Consider the following 12,721-nt stretch of genomic DNA (forward strand, 5'->3'; position numbering starts at 1 on the left):
TTTTATAACCGCCAGCGACGTCACTCGCGTCTTGGCAATATATCGCCAGCCTTATTTGCTGAAAATTTTAATCGGCACTCACAGGCAGCTTAGAACATGAGTGTCCGCTATTGACAGTACACCTCACCCATCTTACCCACTCAACAAAAGTAGCGTCTTCAAAACTTATATTCGCCTTATTTTCAAAATATTTTATCGACTCCGTGTCTTTCATTTTTGAAGCAAGTTGCCTATAAAAGTCTCGTGTATCTTTAAATAAAATGGATATAGAGCCGCTTAAACTGATTCCTGAAATACTGATTAATGCTTCGTCTTCTTTTAACCAAACAGCTTGGATTTGCTTGAAAACAGCATTTGGAAATTTTTGCTTCACGTTTGCTAAAGTATCCGAAGGTAATATACCTTGGTAAATTTCAGCAAAGCAAACAGTACTATTAAGTAATAACAAAACGCTGAAAAAAAATTGAATGCCAGAGATTTTAAGTAGCACATATATTTTTTCCATAAATTTTAAAATATTACTAAATCTATCAATATAGACCTCTAGTCGGAATTTCCCAAAATGAAGAACTATCCAATGCTGAATTCATGCATTGCTTAATGACTCTATCTTCCACTCATACTGTGCTATTAACTGAGCGCTTAGCCAGGATAAGCAGCGCGTAATCATCAGCCGGATTGGGAAATATATGTATGTCAGACCTGACCCATATCTTGCCTTTTACTCCGCGTCTTGTTTTAATCAGATGAATTTGTGAAATAACTCTGCTAGCGTTTTCAAGTTCCCGAGAACAATAGAAATTGCGGTAGAAGCAACGATCCCAATAATAGCCCATTTTACTGTAGCCTTAATTCCCGATTGTCCTTCAATCTGCATCGGACGAATAATGTTTTTGTAAACATCCTCGTAGTGCTTGGCTACTCTCGCTGCGCTTTGAAAATGTGCATCAATAGTTGAAATTTGTTGCAATAGCGGTTTTAGTAAATCATTTTCTTCTGCAGATTTTTTGGCTACCATTAATTGTGATTCAACGCGTTCGATTTGAGTTTTTAAATTTTCAGGGTCAAAAGTTAATATTTCTTTCAATCGTTGTCGCAAATCGTCCTGATCATTTTCAATCTTTTCTAGAATTTGGTCTAAGTATTTGTTGGTTTGACTGGTGCAACTGAGCATCACAATTGGTTTAAATCCTTCTTCGCCAATTTCGTCGTAGTGGATGACTCCATTTTCAGATAAAGAATAAAGAAAACTGGTTACCTGATTGCCGTTCGATAAAAAGGAAAATACATCATTAAAAAAGAGATCGACATCTTTAACATTGCCTTTCTCATCTGAATGATGAATTAATGTTGCAAGAATTCGGGCTTCCTTAATTAGGTTGAATTCATTTTTCACTTATTATTTTCCTTGGAGAATGTAGTGGCAACCACTGGATGTATCGCGCCCAGCAAAACTTCTGTTATCTGCGTACAAGGATGATTCCCTATTTGTTTCATTCGACTTGGCTTTTTCATTTTTCTATTACTTAGCTAGTGTTTTTTGACCGGAATTTCCCAATATGATGATGCATCGCCGGGCGCATCCATACATTGTCTGATAATGCCGTCCGCCATCTTTATTGTGCTACCAATAGATTGAATCTTGCCGTCAAAATGGCAATTTTGATCCGCAAATCTTTCAAAGCTTGACTTATCGGGGCTTGCTTTCACTGCCGGTGAAAGTATAAGAAACACACCTTCGGTGATTATCATCAACGCCATCAAGCCAAACAGTACATGCAGTTTGAAATTAGTCTTTTTAATCAGTACGCTGTTTGCCTGGCAATTATTGCAGGGGACCTCTTGAATTAGCGTTGTCTGCTGAGCATCTGAAGTGCCCGCCTCTACATCATCGTCTTCAAATTCTGCCAATCGCGTATTTATATGCTCACAGGCTTCATTGAATTTGTTGCGCGGGAAATTATCCATTTTGTCCGCACCGAATTTATTGAGCAGTTCCCGGTAAATCTTTAATGCACTCAGGCCGGATACGAAAGAAAGTTTTTTTACTTTCTGAGTGATTTCATTGCGCTGCAACCAGGTGAGATTTTTTTCTTCATCACCGACCATGTTTAGATTCACAACATTGTTGAGTGATGTACCAACATTTGAATCACCCATGACGATCTGACCTACATCACCCTTAATTTCATTTTTTTTGTCATATTTTTTTCATACACCTGCTGTAACCACTACTGCATCAGCAAAACAATCTATTTGACTTTATTTTTTTTGGTTCCGACCGAAAAAGATTGTGACTCCAGCGTCAGGTTTCCTTCAATCACCTGGCCAATGCTGCCATGGATAATATTTTTTGCTTTGGGTTCTGCCGGAGCCATTCCAGCAATCAGTGCCAGCACACCTGCTTTCCCACGTTGATCTAGTTTCCTAAAGCCTGACAAAAGATCGCTTTCAATCGCGTCTAAACTGGCCGCAACTCTTGATCCTTTCAGTAAATACATAACGTCCACACCAAGTTCTGATATCAAGGTGAGGTACTCTGCGTTTGGCAGCCTGTCATCTTGCTCGTAATTTACTTGCGCGCCCTTCAGCACACCGCCGACCGCGGCAAATTCGGTTTGATTCATTCCAACCCGTTTGCGCTCTTCTTTTAGCCTTGCCCCAAATGTACTCATATTCAATCAAATTAAATTGACAAGTACGATTTATCGTACTATTATCACGTTACCACTAACGTAACACAATGATACATCATGTCTCTTGACACTCACACATCATTCCGTCGCGCCGCCCAAATAAAAGGGGCAATCCGCACCCCAATCAGTCTCTCTAAAGAGGAATACGACCAGGCTGCAGCTTATGCCCTGGCCGAGCAACGCTCCTTTGCTTCTTTCCTGCGCGTTACATACCTGCTTGGCCTGAAGGAATATGTACGCCAGCTCTCATCCAAGTAACCAGCCCAGACAGGATACGACCATGTATGCAGACAAAAAACGCATCAAGGCAAACAAGCTGATGCTTCGTTTTGATGATTATGAGTTCGAGCTGATTAACGCCATGGCGGCTTATCAGGGCGAACAGCCATCTGTCTTTTTGCGTGAGCTGGTGCTACGCGAAGCTGCTTTGCTTAACCAAAATTGCAAGCAAATGTTATCGGCAAAGTGAACACTTTGACAGACACTGATTAGCCACTCTTAAGCACTCTTAAGTTGACGAAAACAAGAACATGCCCTCATTAAATGCCGATTTCACGGACGACGAATTAGAAATGCTCGAAGGAATGCGCGTCCAGTGGGGGCTTAGTAGTCTTGAGGAAACAGCCCAATTTCTGGCAAAGCGCTTTATACGCCAAAGCATGAAGGCAATGACCGGACGTGGTCGTGCAATGAGTTTAGTTTCACTTGAAGAATTAGAAAGGACCATGGAATGAGAGTAATTGGTATGCCTTGCCCTCATTGCGCACAGCGCGTGCGTGCCATTAAAAGCCGCACTATGTCGCCCATGCTGAAGGAAATCACCTATCGCTGTAACAACGTGGAATGCGGCCATGTGTTTGTCGCAGGCCTTGAGGTATTACGCACCTTGTCTTTATCTGCCACGCCTGACTACACGGTCAGGATTCCAATTTCAAGGCACGCCCGACAGTCGGCCTTGAATCAGCTATCGCTGAATTTATCAGTCGGGTGACGCTGATCTAGCAGAACCAATTTAACAACTATTGCAGTAGCCAACATGCCTGTTTTCAGGCGTGAGGGACTTTTTTTATCTAAAACTTTAGAGGGGTAACTATGCGTTTGACATTTGCAACCCGTTTTGTCCTGGCGCGGGAAATTCACAAGCTGCTGGCGTCTTCACGTCACGGCCCAACTATGAGCCGTTTGTATAACCGCAGCCTGATAGGGGAAGTCATCCACGATCTTGGCGGCCTCGCCGGGGAGTGGTGAGCATGCAACAGCCTGGAGATGATTTTACGCGCGACATTTTTAACAAACCTGGCCGGGGCCGCCCGCGCAAACCAAATGCCAAGAGTGCAGTTCAGCGCGCCAAGGAATACCGCGACCGTCAGCGGGAACAGAAATTCAACTTTCTAAGGGGGCAGCGTCATGAGATTGCCTAATCAAGTGTACGTGGCCCTGATGGGCGCAATCAGCCTGGGTGTCACAGAAAACGAACGCCTGCAGGGTATTGCAGAGCGCTTGGGGGATGTGGAAGCCGAGCAGGAATATTCTCGCAATGTGCGGCTGCTGCAAGAAGGCCGCCAGTTGCTGATTGAAGAACAGCACAAATTTTCGTGACGCGTCACAAAAAATCATGACTATACCCAAGCCTACAGATGACGAGTTACGCCAGGTGCACACCGCTTTGCATGTTTCAGTGCCTTTTGAGCAGATGTCGCCTTTTATCCGTCACTACCTAGAAATGGTTGCGCACTGCTGGAGTGGACAGATCCCGGCGCATCTATTCGGCAAGCCGGTTGCTGTGCCGACCTCTAAACCACTTAGGGCCAACGTGCCCGACTTTAAACGCCGCGCTGCCGGCGACTTTGAATAGATCGTATGGATTCATCACTTCATCATGAAATTACGCTGCGCCTGGCTGAATTTAAATTTAAGCCTGGTTCAAGCGGCATGCTACGCGGCGGCGAATGCCCGGCATGCAAGAAAAAAGAGCTGTACACGAATGCAGACCACCCCTGGGTATTGCGTTGCGGCCGCCTGAACAATTGCGGCGAAACCTTCCACGTCAAAGAGTTGTATGCGGATCTGTTTGATAACTGGTCTGACCGTTACAAGCCGACGCCACAGAATCAAAACCCCAACATTGCGGCCGACGCATATATGCAACACGGCCGTGGCTTTGAGCTGGCTAAAGTTCAGGGAATGTACATGCAGGAGTATTACTTTGACCAGGAATTGAAGATAGGCAGCGCGACGGTGCGTTTTCCGTTTGCGAATGGCTATTGGGAAAGGATCATCGATCAACCGCACCGCTTTGGCAAAAAGAAGGCGCATTTTAAGTTTGGTTCTAAGTATTACGGCCTTTGGTGGAAGCCTGACAATGTGGTGCTTGAGGGCAAAGATGAATTGTGGCTCGTAGAGGGTGTTTTTGACGCCTTGGCGCTGATGCATCATGGCATAGCGGCCGTTGCCCTGGGCAGTTGCAATAACTACCCTGACGAGTCCTTACGCAATTTGGCTGTATCTCGCGGCAATCAGGATTGCAAGCTGGTGTGGGCTTTGGATGGTGACAACGCCGGGCGCAGCTTCAGCAAGAAGCATGTTGAAAAGGCGCAGGCGTCAGGCTGGACATGCCAGGCAGCCCAGATCCCGCAAAAAGGAAAAGGCAAGCTGGACTGGAATGACGCGCACCAGCGCGGCTTGCTGACTGACGATGATATCGACGAATACCGCTATCACGGCGATTTGCTGCTTGCCAGGACGCCGACAGAAAAAGCCTTGCTGATCTATAAGCATGACGGCGACCAGACTGAATTCTATTTTGATTTTGGTAACCGGCTGTTTTGGTTCCGCCTCGATCTGGAGCGGTATAACAAGGCCAGAGAACAGCAGGACAATAGCGAAGAGGCAAAAAGCCTGTCTGAATATGCGTTACGCGACCAGGCGCTGGTGACATCGAGCATGGTGCGGCAAATTGCCAATTGCTTGCCCAGAGCGCTGTATTTTCAAGAAAATCTGATCACTAACGAGAGCTGGTACTACTTCCGGGTGTCTTTCCCGCATGACGGAAAGCCAGTTAAGAACACGTTCACGGCCGCGCAGATAGCGAGTTCAGCAGAATTTAAAAAGCGTCTGCTGGGTATGGCTGCAGGCGCGATGTTTAGCGGCAGCAGCCAGCAGCTTGACCGCATTCTGGCGGACCAGCTTTACAACATCAAGCGCGTGGACACCATCGATTACATTGGCTACAGCCTTGAGCATGGCTGCTATGTGCTGGGTGATGTGGCGATGAAAGACGGTGTATTGAATGAGGTGAACGGCGAGGATTTTTTTGATATCGGCAAGTTGTCGATCAAGTCTTTGAATAAATCCGTGCACCTGACCATTAACCGCGACCGCAATGACTACCGCACGGACTGGCTAGAATTGATTTGGACGGCTTTTGGTGCCAAGGGTCTGGTGGCCCTCACCTTTTGGTTTGGATCGCTGTTTGCAGAGCAAATCAGGTCTAAGCAATCGTCCTACCCATTCCTAGAGGTGGTGGGCGAAGCTGGGGCGGGTAAATCGACGCTGATTGAATTCCTTTGGAAACTGTTTGGCCGCAACGCCTATGAAGGTTTTGACCCTAGCAAATCGAGCCTGGCCGCCCGTGCACGTAACTTTAGCCAGGTATCTGGATTGCCGGTGGTGCTGATTGAATCTGACCGCGAACGCATGGGCGACGAGAAAAGCCATGTGAAGTCATTTGATTGGGACGAGCTGAAAACCGCCTACAACGGCCGCAGCACACGCGCCAGGGGCATGGCGACGGGTGGAAACGAGACTTACGAGCCGCCTTTTCGGGGTTCTATCGTGATATCTCAAAACAACCCGGTGAACGCGTCTGAGGCAATTTTGTCGCGAATCGTGCATTTGTATTTTGACCGCTCTACGCAAACGGCCGCGTCCGGAGAAGCGGCGGACAAGCTGAAGTATATGTCTGTGGAGCAGGTTTCAGGCTTCATTCTGGCCGCAACCAAGCGCGAGAAAGCCATCATGGAACTGGTGGGCACCAATACGCCCGTCTACCTCAAAGAGCTGCGCCAAAACAAGAATATCAAGATGCCGCGCCTGGTAGAAACACACGCTCAGATGTTGGCTCTGGCGGATGCCCTGGCGCTGGTGGTAAAGCTGTCTGAATCACAGCAGGCCGCCTTAAAAGCCCAAATCGTGACGATGGCCGAGGAACGTCAGCAGGTAATCAATAACGATCATGTACTGGTGCAGGAATTCTGGGAGGCCTTTGACTACCTGGACGCCGGTGATATGTCGATCCTGAATCATTCACGCGACTCTAACCAGATCGCCGTCAATTTAAATCATTTCCTGCAGGTGGCCACAGAGCGCCGCCAGCAAGTGCCGTCCTTGCGCGACCTTAAAAAGGTGCTGAAAACCAGCAGCCGCCGCAAGTTTATCGAGGCTAACAAGGTGGTTAACAGCGTGCTGCGCTGTTCACAATCGCCGGTCGCCACGCCCTCTTCTTCTGTCAAGTGCTGGGTTTTCCAGCGTGAAAAATAACCATGAAAGGACTGAAATAATGAGCTTTCAAGTCAAAGTAAAAACTGACCTGGGCAAGTTTGAATACTTCGCCATCGCCCAGGAGGCCGGTGCAGTTTTCGATGCTGCCTATGATTTTTTTGGCGCTTGTGGCGTCACTGTGAACCCGGTAAGAGGTGGCAAATGATCGTTGCCAAACATCGGATTTTGCAGGCGTATGCCGTCACTTACGCGCCTGGCAAGGCTAACGCGGCCCGCTGCAGGGAAGTGGCTGAAAAGCTGGGTATTGATGCTGAAACAGTGGCGCAAATCGTGAATGAGACCGTGGGAGAACAGTGAAATGAGAATAGTAAAAATTACTTCGTACATGAGTGCCGATCAGGCCCAGGCTTTGGCGCAATTTTTTAAACGTGTCGGATTTTCAGAATTTAAACAGCTTGCTGCCAGTATCGATGAGGCCTATTTGATGCAGGAAGGTGCGTTAAAAGTTGCTGATGGCCTTGCTGATAATGGCTTTGCACCACGCTGATTGATTTATATGAGTTCGATTTTTGAAACAAAAGTGGAGACTGAAACACTGACCAGTGACGAGCTGACCAGTATTACAGGCTGCCCGCGCAGGCTTGACCAGATCGTATGGCTTAAAAGTAATGGCTGGGTATATCACCTCAAGCGCAACGGGGAGCCAGTCATCGGTAGGTTGTATGCAAGGCTGAAACTAGCTGGCGTCAACCCTAAAGATTTCGCACCGGCGGCACCATGGACGCCGGATTTTTCTAAATTATCTTGATTTAAACTATGAGACCAAAAACCACGTCACGCGATTTACCGCCAAAGATGATTAGGCGCATCAGGAAATCAAAGACATCAGACAAACAATGGACGTCTTATTTTTACAACGGCTATGACGAGCTTGGTGCGCGCAGAGAGATACCCTTGGGTACTGACTTGAATGCTGCAAAACGAAAGTGGGCAGAGCTGGAATGTGTGGAACCGCCGCCTGATACAAGCTTGATGAAGCACATATTCGATCAATATGAGAAAGATATCTTGCCAGGAAAGGCATACAGCACGCAGAAAGACAATCTGGATTCAATACGGCAATTACGCAAGGTGTTTAACGATGCGCCGATTGATGCTGTAACGCCGCATATCATTGCGCGCTATAGGGATACTCGTTCTGCAAAGGTACGCGCTAATCGTGAGATCGCCCTGCTCTCGCATATTTTCAACATGGCGCGGGAATGGGGATTTACTCAAAAAGAAAACCCTTGCCGGGGTGTGAGGAAAAACAAAGAATCGCCCAGGGACTATTATGCTGATGAGGATGTCTGGGCGGCCGTATGCGCGCAAGCAGTGCCAGAGCTTAGGGATTTGATGGATCTGGCATATTTAACGGGCCAGCGACCTGCAGACGTGCTGAAGATGAAAACATCTGATGTCAGGAACGGCGCTCTTGAAATTCGCCAGGGGAAAACAAAGAAATATTTGCGCATAGTGCTTGGCGCTGATGAAAAGCAGTCACAATTAGGTGCGATACTTGAGCGCCTATTATTCAACGCACAGAAAATGCGTGTGGCCGCCTTGGTAACACTGCCAAATGGCCAACCCTTGAATAAAGGCACTTTAAGGCTTAGATTTGAGGCCGCCAGGTCAAACGCAGTACAAAAGGCTGCAGCGGATGGTGATGCCCCATTGTCGACGCGGATATCAAATTTTCAATTCAGGGATATACGTGCCAAAGCGGCAACGGAAATCGCAGATATCAGCGATGCAAGTAAATTACTTGGTCACACTGAGCAAGAAATCACTAAAAAGGTCTATCGCAGGCTTGGTGAAGAGGTAAAACCCACCCGTTAAATATGGGGGTTGCGGAAGTAGCTTCCGCAACTAAGCCCTTTTTTGCCGTTTCTTGTAGTTTCTTATACAAGATCAAAACTACCAGACAAATAAAAAAGCCCTTGATTATCAAGGGCTTTTTCGTATTCGTTGGCGGAAGCTGTGAGATTCGAACTCACGAAGGCTATAACACCTCGCCAGTTTTCAAGACTGGTGCATTCAACCGCTCTGCCAAGCTTCCGAGCCCAGCAGTATAACCTGAGTATGCGGCTTGAGCAAGGATCAAATCTCGAAATGGAAGTTTTTATCTAGCAAAACAAGCAATTGTTGGGGGCTGACGGGCCTGGAATAGAGGTAACCCTGCACTTCGTCGCAACCGGCATTAATGAGGAAAGCCAGTTGTTCGGGTGTTTCTACACCTTCGGCAATGACTTTGTGGTTGAGTTGCTTGGCCATCATGATGATGGCGCTGGCGATGGCGCAGTCGTTCTGGTCTGCAGGGATGTTGAGGATGAAAGAGCGGTCTATCTTGAGCGTATCTATAGGGAAACGCTTGAGGTAGGACAGGCTGGAATAACCTGTACCAAAATCATCCAGCGCCAGGATGACGTCCTGGGCAGTGATTTGCTCCATGATGGCGATGACGCTCTCGGTGCTGTGCATGAGCATGCTCTCGGTGATTTCCAGCTCCAGCCATAGCGGTGATATCTGGTAGCGTTGCAAGGCCTCTTTAACGCGCAGTGGCAGGTTGTTGGTGAATTCTCTTGCTGTGACATTGACTGCGATGCGAAATGGCGCTATGCCGCTGTCTTGCCATTCCTTGGCCTGAGCACAGGCGGTTTCGAGTACCCAGGCGTCGATTTGCAGTATCAAGCCGGTTTCTTCTGCGACGTGAATGAATTCTACTGGCGAGATCAAGCCTTTTTCTGGATGTTGCCAGCGCAGCAAGGCTTCTGCACCGATGATTTTGCCGCTTTTTATATCGACCTTGGGTTGGTACTGTAAATAGAATTCCTGGTTCTCCAGGGCCTTGCGCATGCTCGATTCCAGATACAACCTGCCAGCAATACTTTGGTTCATGCTGTCGCTGTAAAAAACAAAGCTGCCGGATACATTACCTGCACTGCGTTTGGCCTTGTACATGGCGATATCGGCCTTTTGCAGCAAGGCATTGGCGTCATTACCATCTTGCGGGAAAACGCTGATACCTATGCTGGCACCAACGCGCAATTCATGGCCAGAGACGATGAAGGCATCATTCAAGGCATGCAGGAGTTTTTGTACCACCAGGCTGGCATGGAAATGCTGGTTGATATCGAGCACGGCGATGGCAAATTCATCGCTACCTAGACGGGCAACGATATCGTTTTCACGCAAGGTCAGTAAAAACCTGGCGGCGACCTGACGCAACAATTCATTACCTATGTCGTGACCCAGGGTGTCGTTGATGAGCTTGAAACGATTCAGGTCAAGAAAGATGATGGCGGCACTGGTGTTATTTCTTTGCGAATGCAGCAGCGCATTATCAACCAGCTGGCGGAACAGGCTGCGGTTGGGCAAGTTGGTCAGGCCGTCGTAATAAGCCAGGTGATTAATCTTTTGTTCTGCTTCTTTGCGGGCGGTGATGTCGCTGAGATAGCCTATGATGCCTATAGGCAAGCCCTGTGCATCGCACAAAGGAGAAAGATTGAGGCTGGCCCAAAAGATTTCGCCGGACTTTTTCTTGCGGCGCACTTCCATTTCACGACCGCCTTGCTCCAGAAAACTGTCGTACATTTGCATGCTGGCTTCATCTTCACCGTCGTACAGAAACAGGATGTTCTTGCCTATGACTTCTGGTGCAGCGTAGCCAAACAGTTTTTCTGCACCACGGTTCCAACTCAGGATGAAACCTGCCAGGTCCATGGTAACGACAGATTCATGAATCTGATCAATGATCTGGTTCTGCTGCCATTGTGCCTGCGTCGACGCCTGCATTTCCTCGTCAAGTTTGGCGCGCCTGGAAAACAGTTTGGCTGTCAGGCCTGCAAGCGTATTTAATTTTGCCAGGTCGGCTTCATTGATTTGCCCTTTTTTGCCAGATAAGATGTAGTAGGTTTCCGGCGATGCCATGCACAGCACATCGGCGTGTGCTTTTTGGGTATCAATCTTGCCACGCTTAAACGCGGCATTGGCATTATGAAAAACTTCTTTGACTATACGATTTAAGGCAGCGTCCAACTCTACGCCGTGCAGGCACAAGACTGCCTCACCCAGACTGGCACCGACTTCAAGTTCATCTATCGCAGGCAGTCTGTTCATCTCTACATGTCCTGACAAACCTGATTGACCCACGCATAAGCGGTGATCACGCATTCATAATAATCATCGGCACTCAGGCCAAGCTCTTCTATCAAGCCAGAATTAAAATCCTTGAATGGCCGGTCTGCCCTCTCTACCAAATCCAGGCTTTTACCCAGAGCACCGACCTTTTGCAGTAAGGCACTCAGCACTTCAGAATTCAGGTTCAAAGGCTGCAAGACTTCAATCAAGGGATTACCAAACAATTTATCCAGCAAAGAGAACATGCCGACCATGAAGGCACAATCCAGTTCGTCTTTATTGCCGCCGCGTTTAAGGCAAATTGCTTCCATCAAGCTGGCACGAAAAGCAGCACGTGGCATCAAGGGATTCAAGCCACCATGATGATCTTGCTGACGGGCGTACAGCAATAACTGCAGCCATCTTTGCAACTGCCTGCGCCCCAATAAATTAATGGCCTGACCAAAGCTGGATACACGCACCGTTTGCGCAAAGGCAGCGGAACTAACGAGCTTGAAGAGCATGAAGGAGAGCGTCGCATCCTGCTTGAATAGCTCTTCCAGCTCTCGCGATTCAGCATCGCGTGCAACCAGGCCTAGCAGTTTGAGCAGGCGCGTTCTGGCTGTTGCATCCGCAGCCTTGTTATTGACAGGCGGATGAAATGCATAATCACCTGAGAACCATTTGAAACCGGCTTCATTGGCTTGTTCCTGCAAAGCGGCATTTGGCAGGTTTTGGGCTATATGATTGCCACCATGTAGACGTATCACCAAGGGTTTGACTTGTGCCGGGATATCCTTGCTGCAGTCAGCACTGATTTTTTTTGCACCTTCCCAAATGGCATTGTCATATGCCTCAATTTCATCAATAACGATGCGTGCGCCATGAGAGCTGAAATACTTGAGCCAGGTTTGCGCTTCTTTATCTTCTGTTGATTTGGCGGGTACAGATAACAGCAGGCGTGCCAGTGGTAGGCGCGTATCAATATCTGACGGAACGAGAACAGGATCTGTAACCCGGATCAAAACTGAGATGCCAGTGAGTTTGGAGAAAATCTCTTTTTCTTGCAAAAACTGGAGCAAAGCGATGACTTCACTGACAGGCAAGGCGCCAAAATCAGCTTGCAAGGCAAGCAATTGTTGCTTGCTATTCATTACAGGCAAAAAAGTGCCAATTCCACGGGCCAGTGTCATAGAGGGCGTACTTCAAATGTTACAAAAATTGGTAGAGATATTAGTTTGGGAATTAACCAATTGCAACACAATTTAAAGCGACGGATGAGGTTTTTTGATGCTTTTTGGATGGAGCCGACACAATTATCAGAAACTTGGCACAAAATCGCCGAACTGCTGCAGAACTGTTGATTT

20 protein-coding genes and 1 tRNA gene are annotated in these 12,721 nt (G+C 47.6%); 14 read left to right on the forward strand and 7 right to left on the reverse strand.

The window, feature by feature from the left end:
* Nucleotides 1-67: 67 nt before the first annotated feature.
* The 4 genes from ACO0LC_RS12870 to ACO0LC_RS12885 form a co-directional block, all read right to left on the reverse strand.
* Nucleotides 68-505, reverse strand: a complete 438-nt coding sequence (locus ACO0LC_RS12870; RefSeq protein ID WP_423003622.1) for a hypothetical protein — start codon at nucleotides 503-505, stop codon at nucleotides 68-70.
* A gap of 237 nt (nucleotides 506-742) precedes the next feature.
* On the reverse strand, nucleotides 743-1,396 hold the full coding sequence (locus ACO0LC_RS12875) for a hypothetical protein (RefSeq protein ID WP_423003624.1): 654 nt from the start codon (nucleotides 1,394-1,396) through the stop codon (nucleotides 743-745).
* Between the two features lie 134 nt (nucleotides 1,397-1,530).
* Entirely contained in the window at nucleotides 1,531-2,160 is a 630-nt protein-coding gene (locus ACO0LC_RS12880; RefSeq protein WP_423003626.1) for a hypothetical protein, read from the reverse strand.
* Between the two features lie 92 nt (nucleotides 2,161-2,252).
* Nucleotides 2,253-2,675: a helix-turn-helix domain-containing protein gene (locus tag ACO0LC_RS12885; RefSeq protein WP_186957112.1), complete on the reverse strand. Its 423-nt coding sequence runs from the start codon at nucleotides 2,673-2,675 to the stop codon at nucleotides 2,253-2,255.
* Between the two features lie 78 nt (nucleotides 2,676-2,753).
* Here ACO0LC_RS12885 and ACO0LC_RS12890 point away from each other — a divergent pair, with 78 nt between their 5' ends.
* The 14 genes from ACO0LC_RS12890 to ACO0LC_RS12955 all read left to right on the forward strand — a co-directional run bounded on the left by ACO0LC_RS12890 (nucleotide 2,754) and on the right by ACO0LC_RS12955 (nucleotide 9,074).
* A complete protein-coding gene (locus tag ACO0LC_RS12890) occupies nucleotides 2,754-2,954 on the forward strand; it encodes a hypothetical protein (protein ID WP_423003628.1) in 201 nt (66 codons plus the stop codon).
* A 22-nt stretch (nucleotides 2,955-2,976) separates the two neighbouring features.
* Nucleotides 2,977-3,165, forward strand: coding sequence for a hypothetical protein (locus tag ACO0LC_RS12895; protein WP_423003630.1), 189 nt, complete (start codon nucleotides 2,977-2,979; stop codon nucleotides 3,163-3,165).
* A 61-nt stretch (nucleotides 3,166-3,226) separates the two neighbouring features.
* Nucleotides 3,227-3,430, forward strand: a complete 204-nt coding sequence (locus ACO0LC_RS12900) for a hypothetical protein (RefSeq protein ID WP_423003632.1) — start codon at nucleotides 3,227-3,229, stop codon at nucleotides 3,428-3,430.
* An 11-nt stretch (nucleotides 3,431-3,441) separates the two neighbouring features.
* Nucleotides 3,442-3,687: an ogr/Delta-like zinc finger family protein gene (locus tag ACO0LC_RS12905; RefSeq protein WP_423003634.1), complete on the forward strand. Its 246-nt coding sequence runs from the start codon at nucleotides 3,442-3,444 to the stop codon at nucleotides 3,685-3,687.
* 101 nt (nucleotides 3,688-3,788) lie between these two features.
* Complete coding sequence (locus ACO0LC_RS12910; RefSeq protein ID WP_423003636.1) at nucleotides 3,789-3,944, forward strand: hypothetical protein; 156 nt, start codon at nucleotides 3,789-3,791, stop codon at nucleotides 3,942-3,944.
* A gap of 2 nt (nucleotides 3,945-3,946) precedes the next feature.
* Entirely contained in the window at nucleotides 3,947-4,117 is a 171-nt protein-coding gene (locus ACO0LC_RS12915; RefSeq protein ID WP_423003638.1) for a hypothetical protein, read from the forward strand.
* Complete coding sequence (locus ACO0LC_RS12920) at nucleotides 4,104-4,295, forward strand: hypothetical protein (protein ID WP_423003640.1); 192 nt, start codon at nucleotides 4,104-4,106, stop codon at nucleotides 4,293-4,295. Before ACO0LC_RS12915 ends, ACO0LC_RS12920 begins: the two co-directional genes overlap by 14 nt.
* A 16-nt stretch (nucleotides 4,296-4,311) precedes the next feature.
* Complete coding sequence (locus ACO0LC_RS12925; protein ID WP_423003642.1) at nucleotides 4,312-4,551, forward strand: hypothetical protein; 240 nt, start codon at nucleotides 4,312-4,314, stop codon at nucleotides 4,549-4,551.
* A gap of 5 nt (nucleotides 4,552-4,556) precedes the next feature.
* A complete protein-coding gene (locus ACO0LC_RS12930) occupies nucleotides 4,557-7,235 on the forward strand; it encodes a toprim domain-containing protein (protein WP_423003644.1) in 2,679 nt (892 codons plus the stop codon).
* A gap of 19 nt (nucleotides 7,236-7,254) precedes the next feature.
* Complete coding sequence (locus ACO0LC_RS12935) at nucleotides 7,255-7,401, forward strand: hypothetical protein (RefSeq protein WP_423003646.1); 147 nt, start codon at nucleotides 7,255-7,257, stop codon at nucleotides 7,399-7,401.
* The gene (locus ACO0LC_RS12940) at nucleotides 7,398-7,553 is read left to right on the forward strand and encodes a hypothetical protein (protein WP_423003648.1); all 156 of its coding nucleotides are present in this window, start codon (nucleotides 7,398-7,400) and stop codon (nucleotides 7,551-7,553) included. The genes ACO0LC_RS12935 and ACO0LC_RS12940 overlap by 4 nt, the downstream gene beginning before the upstream one ends.
* Nucleotides 7,531-7,743, forward strand: a complete 213-nt coding sequence (locus ACO0LC_RS12945) for a DUF7706 family protein (protein WP_423003650.1) — start codon at nucleotides 7,531-7,533, stop codon at nucleotides 7,741-7,743. Before ACO0LC_RS12940 ends, ACO0LC_RS12945 begins: the two co-directional genes overlap by 23 nt.
* Before the next feature lie 9 nt (nucleotides 7,744-7,752).
* A complete protein-coding gene (locus ACO0LC_RS12950) occupies nucleotides 7,753-8,004 on the forward strand; it encodes a DUF4224 domain-containing protein (RefSeq protein ID WP_423003652.1) in 252 nt (83 codons plus the stop codon).
* A gap of 8 nt (nucleotides 8,005-8,012) precedes the next feature.
* Nucleotides 8,013-9,074: a phage integrase gene (locus ACO0LC_RS12955; protein ID WP_423003654.1), complete on the forward strand. Its 1,062-nt coding sequence runs from the start codon at nucleotides 8,013-8,015 to the stop codon at nucleotides 9,072-9,074.
* Nucleotides 9,075-9,204: 130 nt separating this feature from the next.
* Here ACO0LC_RS12955 and ACO0LC_RS12960 read toward each other — a convergent pair.
* The 3 genes from ACO0LC_RS12960 to ACO0LC_RS12970 form a co-directional block, all read right to left on the reverse strand.
* Nucleotides 9,205-9,294 (reverse strand) — tRNA-Ser (locus ACO0LC_RS12960).
* Between the two features lie 41 nt (nucleotides 9,295-9,335).
* Nucleotides 9,336-11,354 (reverse strand): putative bifunctional diguanylate cyclase/phosphodiesterase, encoded by a 2,019-nt coding sequence (locus ACO0LC_RS12965; protein WP_423003656.1) that lies wholly within the window; start codon nucleotides 11,352-11,354, stop codon nucleotides 9,336-9,338.
* Nucleotides 11,355-11,356: 2 nt separating this feature from the next.
* On the reverse strand, nucleotides 11,357-12,508 hold the full coding sequence (locus tag ACO0LC_RS12970; protein WP_423003658.1) for an HDOD domain-containing protein: 1,152 nt from the start codon (nucleotides 12,506-12,508) through the stop codon (nucleotides 11,357-11,359).
* Nucleotides 12,509-12,721 lie beyond the last annotated feature (213 nt).

Origin of the sequence: Undibacterium sp. JH2W (assembly GCF_049340425.1) — a bacterium.
In the GTDB taxonomy this organism is placed as follows: Bacteria; Pseudomonadota; Gammaproteobacteria; order Burkholderiales; family Burkholderiaceae_D; genus Undibacterium.

Excerpts from the sequence above, each read along its gene's own strand:
- ACO0LC_RS12870 (WP_423003622.1), bottom strand. The coding sequence starts at position 505 with ATGGAAAAAATATATGTGCTACTTAAAATCTCTGGCATTCAATTTTTT.
- ACO0LC_RS12880 (WP_423003626.1), bottom strand. The coding sequence starts at position 2,160 with ATGGGTGATTCAAATGTTGGTACATCACTCAACAATGTTGTGAATCTA.
- ACO0LC_RS12885 (WP_186957112.1), bottom strand. The coding sequence starts at position 2,675 with ATGAGTACATTTGGGGCAAGGCTAAAAGAAGAGCGCAAACGGGTTGGA.
- ACO0LC_RS12890 (WP_423003628.1), top strand. The coding sequence starts at position 2,754 with ATGTCTCTTGACACTCACACATCATTCCGTCGCGCCGCCCAAATAAAA.
- ACO0LC_RS12895 (WP_423003630.1), top strand. The coding sequence starts at position 2,977 with ATGTATGCAGACAAAAAACGCATCAAGGCAAACAAGCTGATGCTTCGT.
- ACO0LC_RS12900 (WP_423003632.1), top strand. The coding sequence starts at position 3,227 with ATGCCCTCATTAAATGCCGATTTCACGGACGACGAATTAGAAATGCTC.
- ACO0LC_RS12905 (WP_423003634.1), top strand. The coding sequence starts at position 3,442 with ATGCCTTGCCCTCATTGCGCACAGCGCGTGCGTGCCATTAAAAGCCGC.
- ACO0LC_RS12910 (WP_423003636.1), top strand. The coding sequence starts at position 3,789 with ATGCGTTTGACATTTGCAACCCGTTTTGTCCTGGCGCGGGAAATTCAC.
- ACO0LC_RS12915 (WP_423003638.1), top strand. The coding sequence starts at position 3,947 with ATGCAACAGCCTGGAGATGATTTTACGCGCGACATTTTTAACAAACCT.
- ACO0LC_RS12920 (WP_423003640.1), top strand. The coding sequence starts at position 4,104 with ATGAGATTGCCTAATCAAGTGTACGTGGCCCTGATGGGCGCAATCAGC.
- ACO0LC_RS12925 (WP_423003642.1), top strand. The coding sequence starts at position 4,312 with ATGACTATACCCAAGCCTACAGATGACGAGTTACGCCAGGTGCACACC.
- ACO0LC_RS12930 (WP_423003644.1), top strand. The coding sequence starts at position 4,557 with ATGGATTCATCACTTCATCATGAAATTACGCTGCGCCTGGCTGAATTT.
- ACO0LC_RS12935 (WP_423003646.1), top strand. The coding sequence starts at position 7,255 with ATGAGCTTTCAAGTCAAAGTAAAAACTGACCTGGGCAAGTTTGAATAC.
- ACO0LC_RS12940 (WP_423003648.1), top strand. The coding sequence starts at position 7,398 with ATGATCGTTGCCAAACATCGGATTTTGCAGGCGTATGCCGTCACTTAC.
- ACO0LC_RS12945 (WP_423003650.1), top strand. The coding sequence starts at position 7,531 with ATGAGACCGTGGGAGAACAGTGAAATGAGAATAGTAAAAATTACTTCG.
- ACO0LC_RS12950 (WP_423003652.1), top strand. The coding sequence starts at position 7,753 with ATGAGTTCGATTTTTGAAACAAAAGTGGAGACTGAAACACTGACCAGT.
- ACO0LC_RS12955 (WP_423003654.1), top strand. The coding sequence starts at position 8,013 with ATGAGACCAAAAACCACGTCACGCGATTTACCGCCAAAGATGATTAGG.
- ACO0LC_RS12965 (WP_423003656.1), bottom strand. The coding sequence starts at position 11,354 with ATGAACAGACTGCCTGCGATAGATGAACTTGAAGTCGGTGCCAGTCTG.
- ACO0LC_RS12970 (WP_423003658.1), bottom strand. The coding sequence starts at position 12,508 with ATGAATAGCAAGCAACAATTGCTTGCCTTGCAAGCTGATTTTGGCGCC.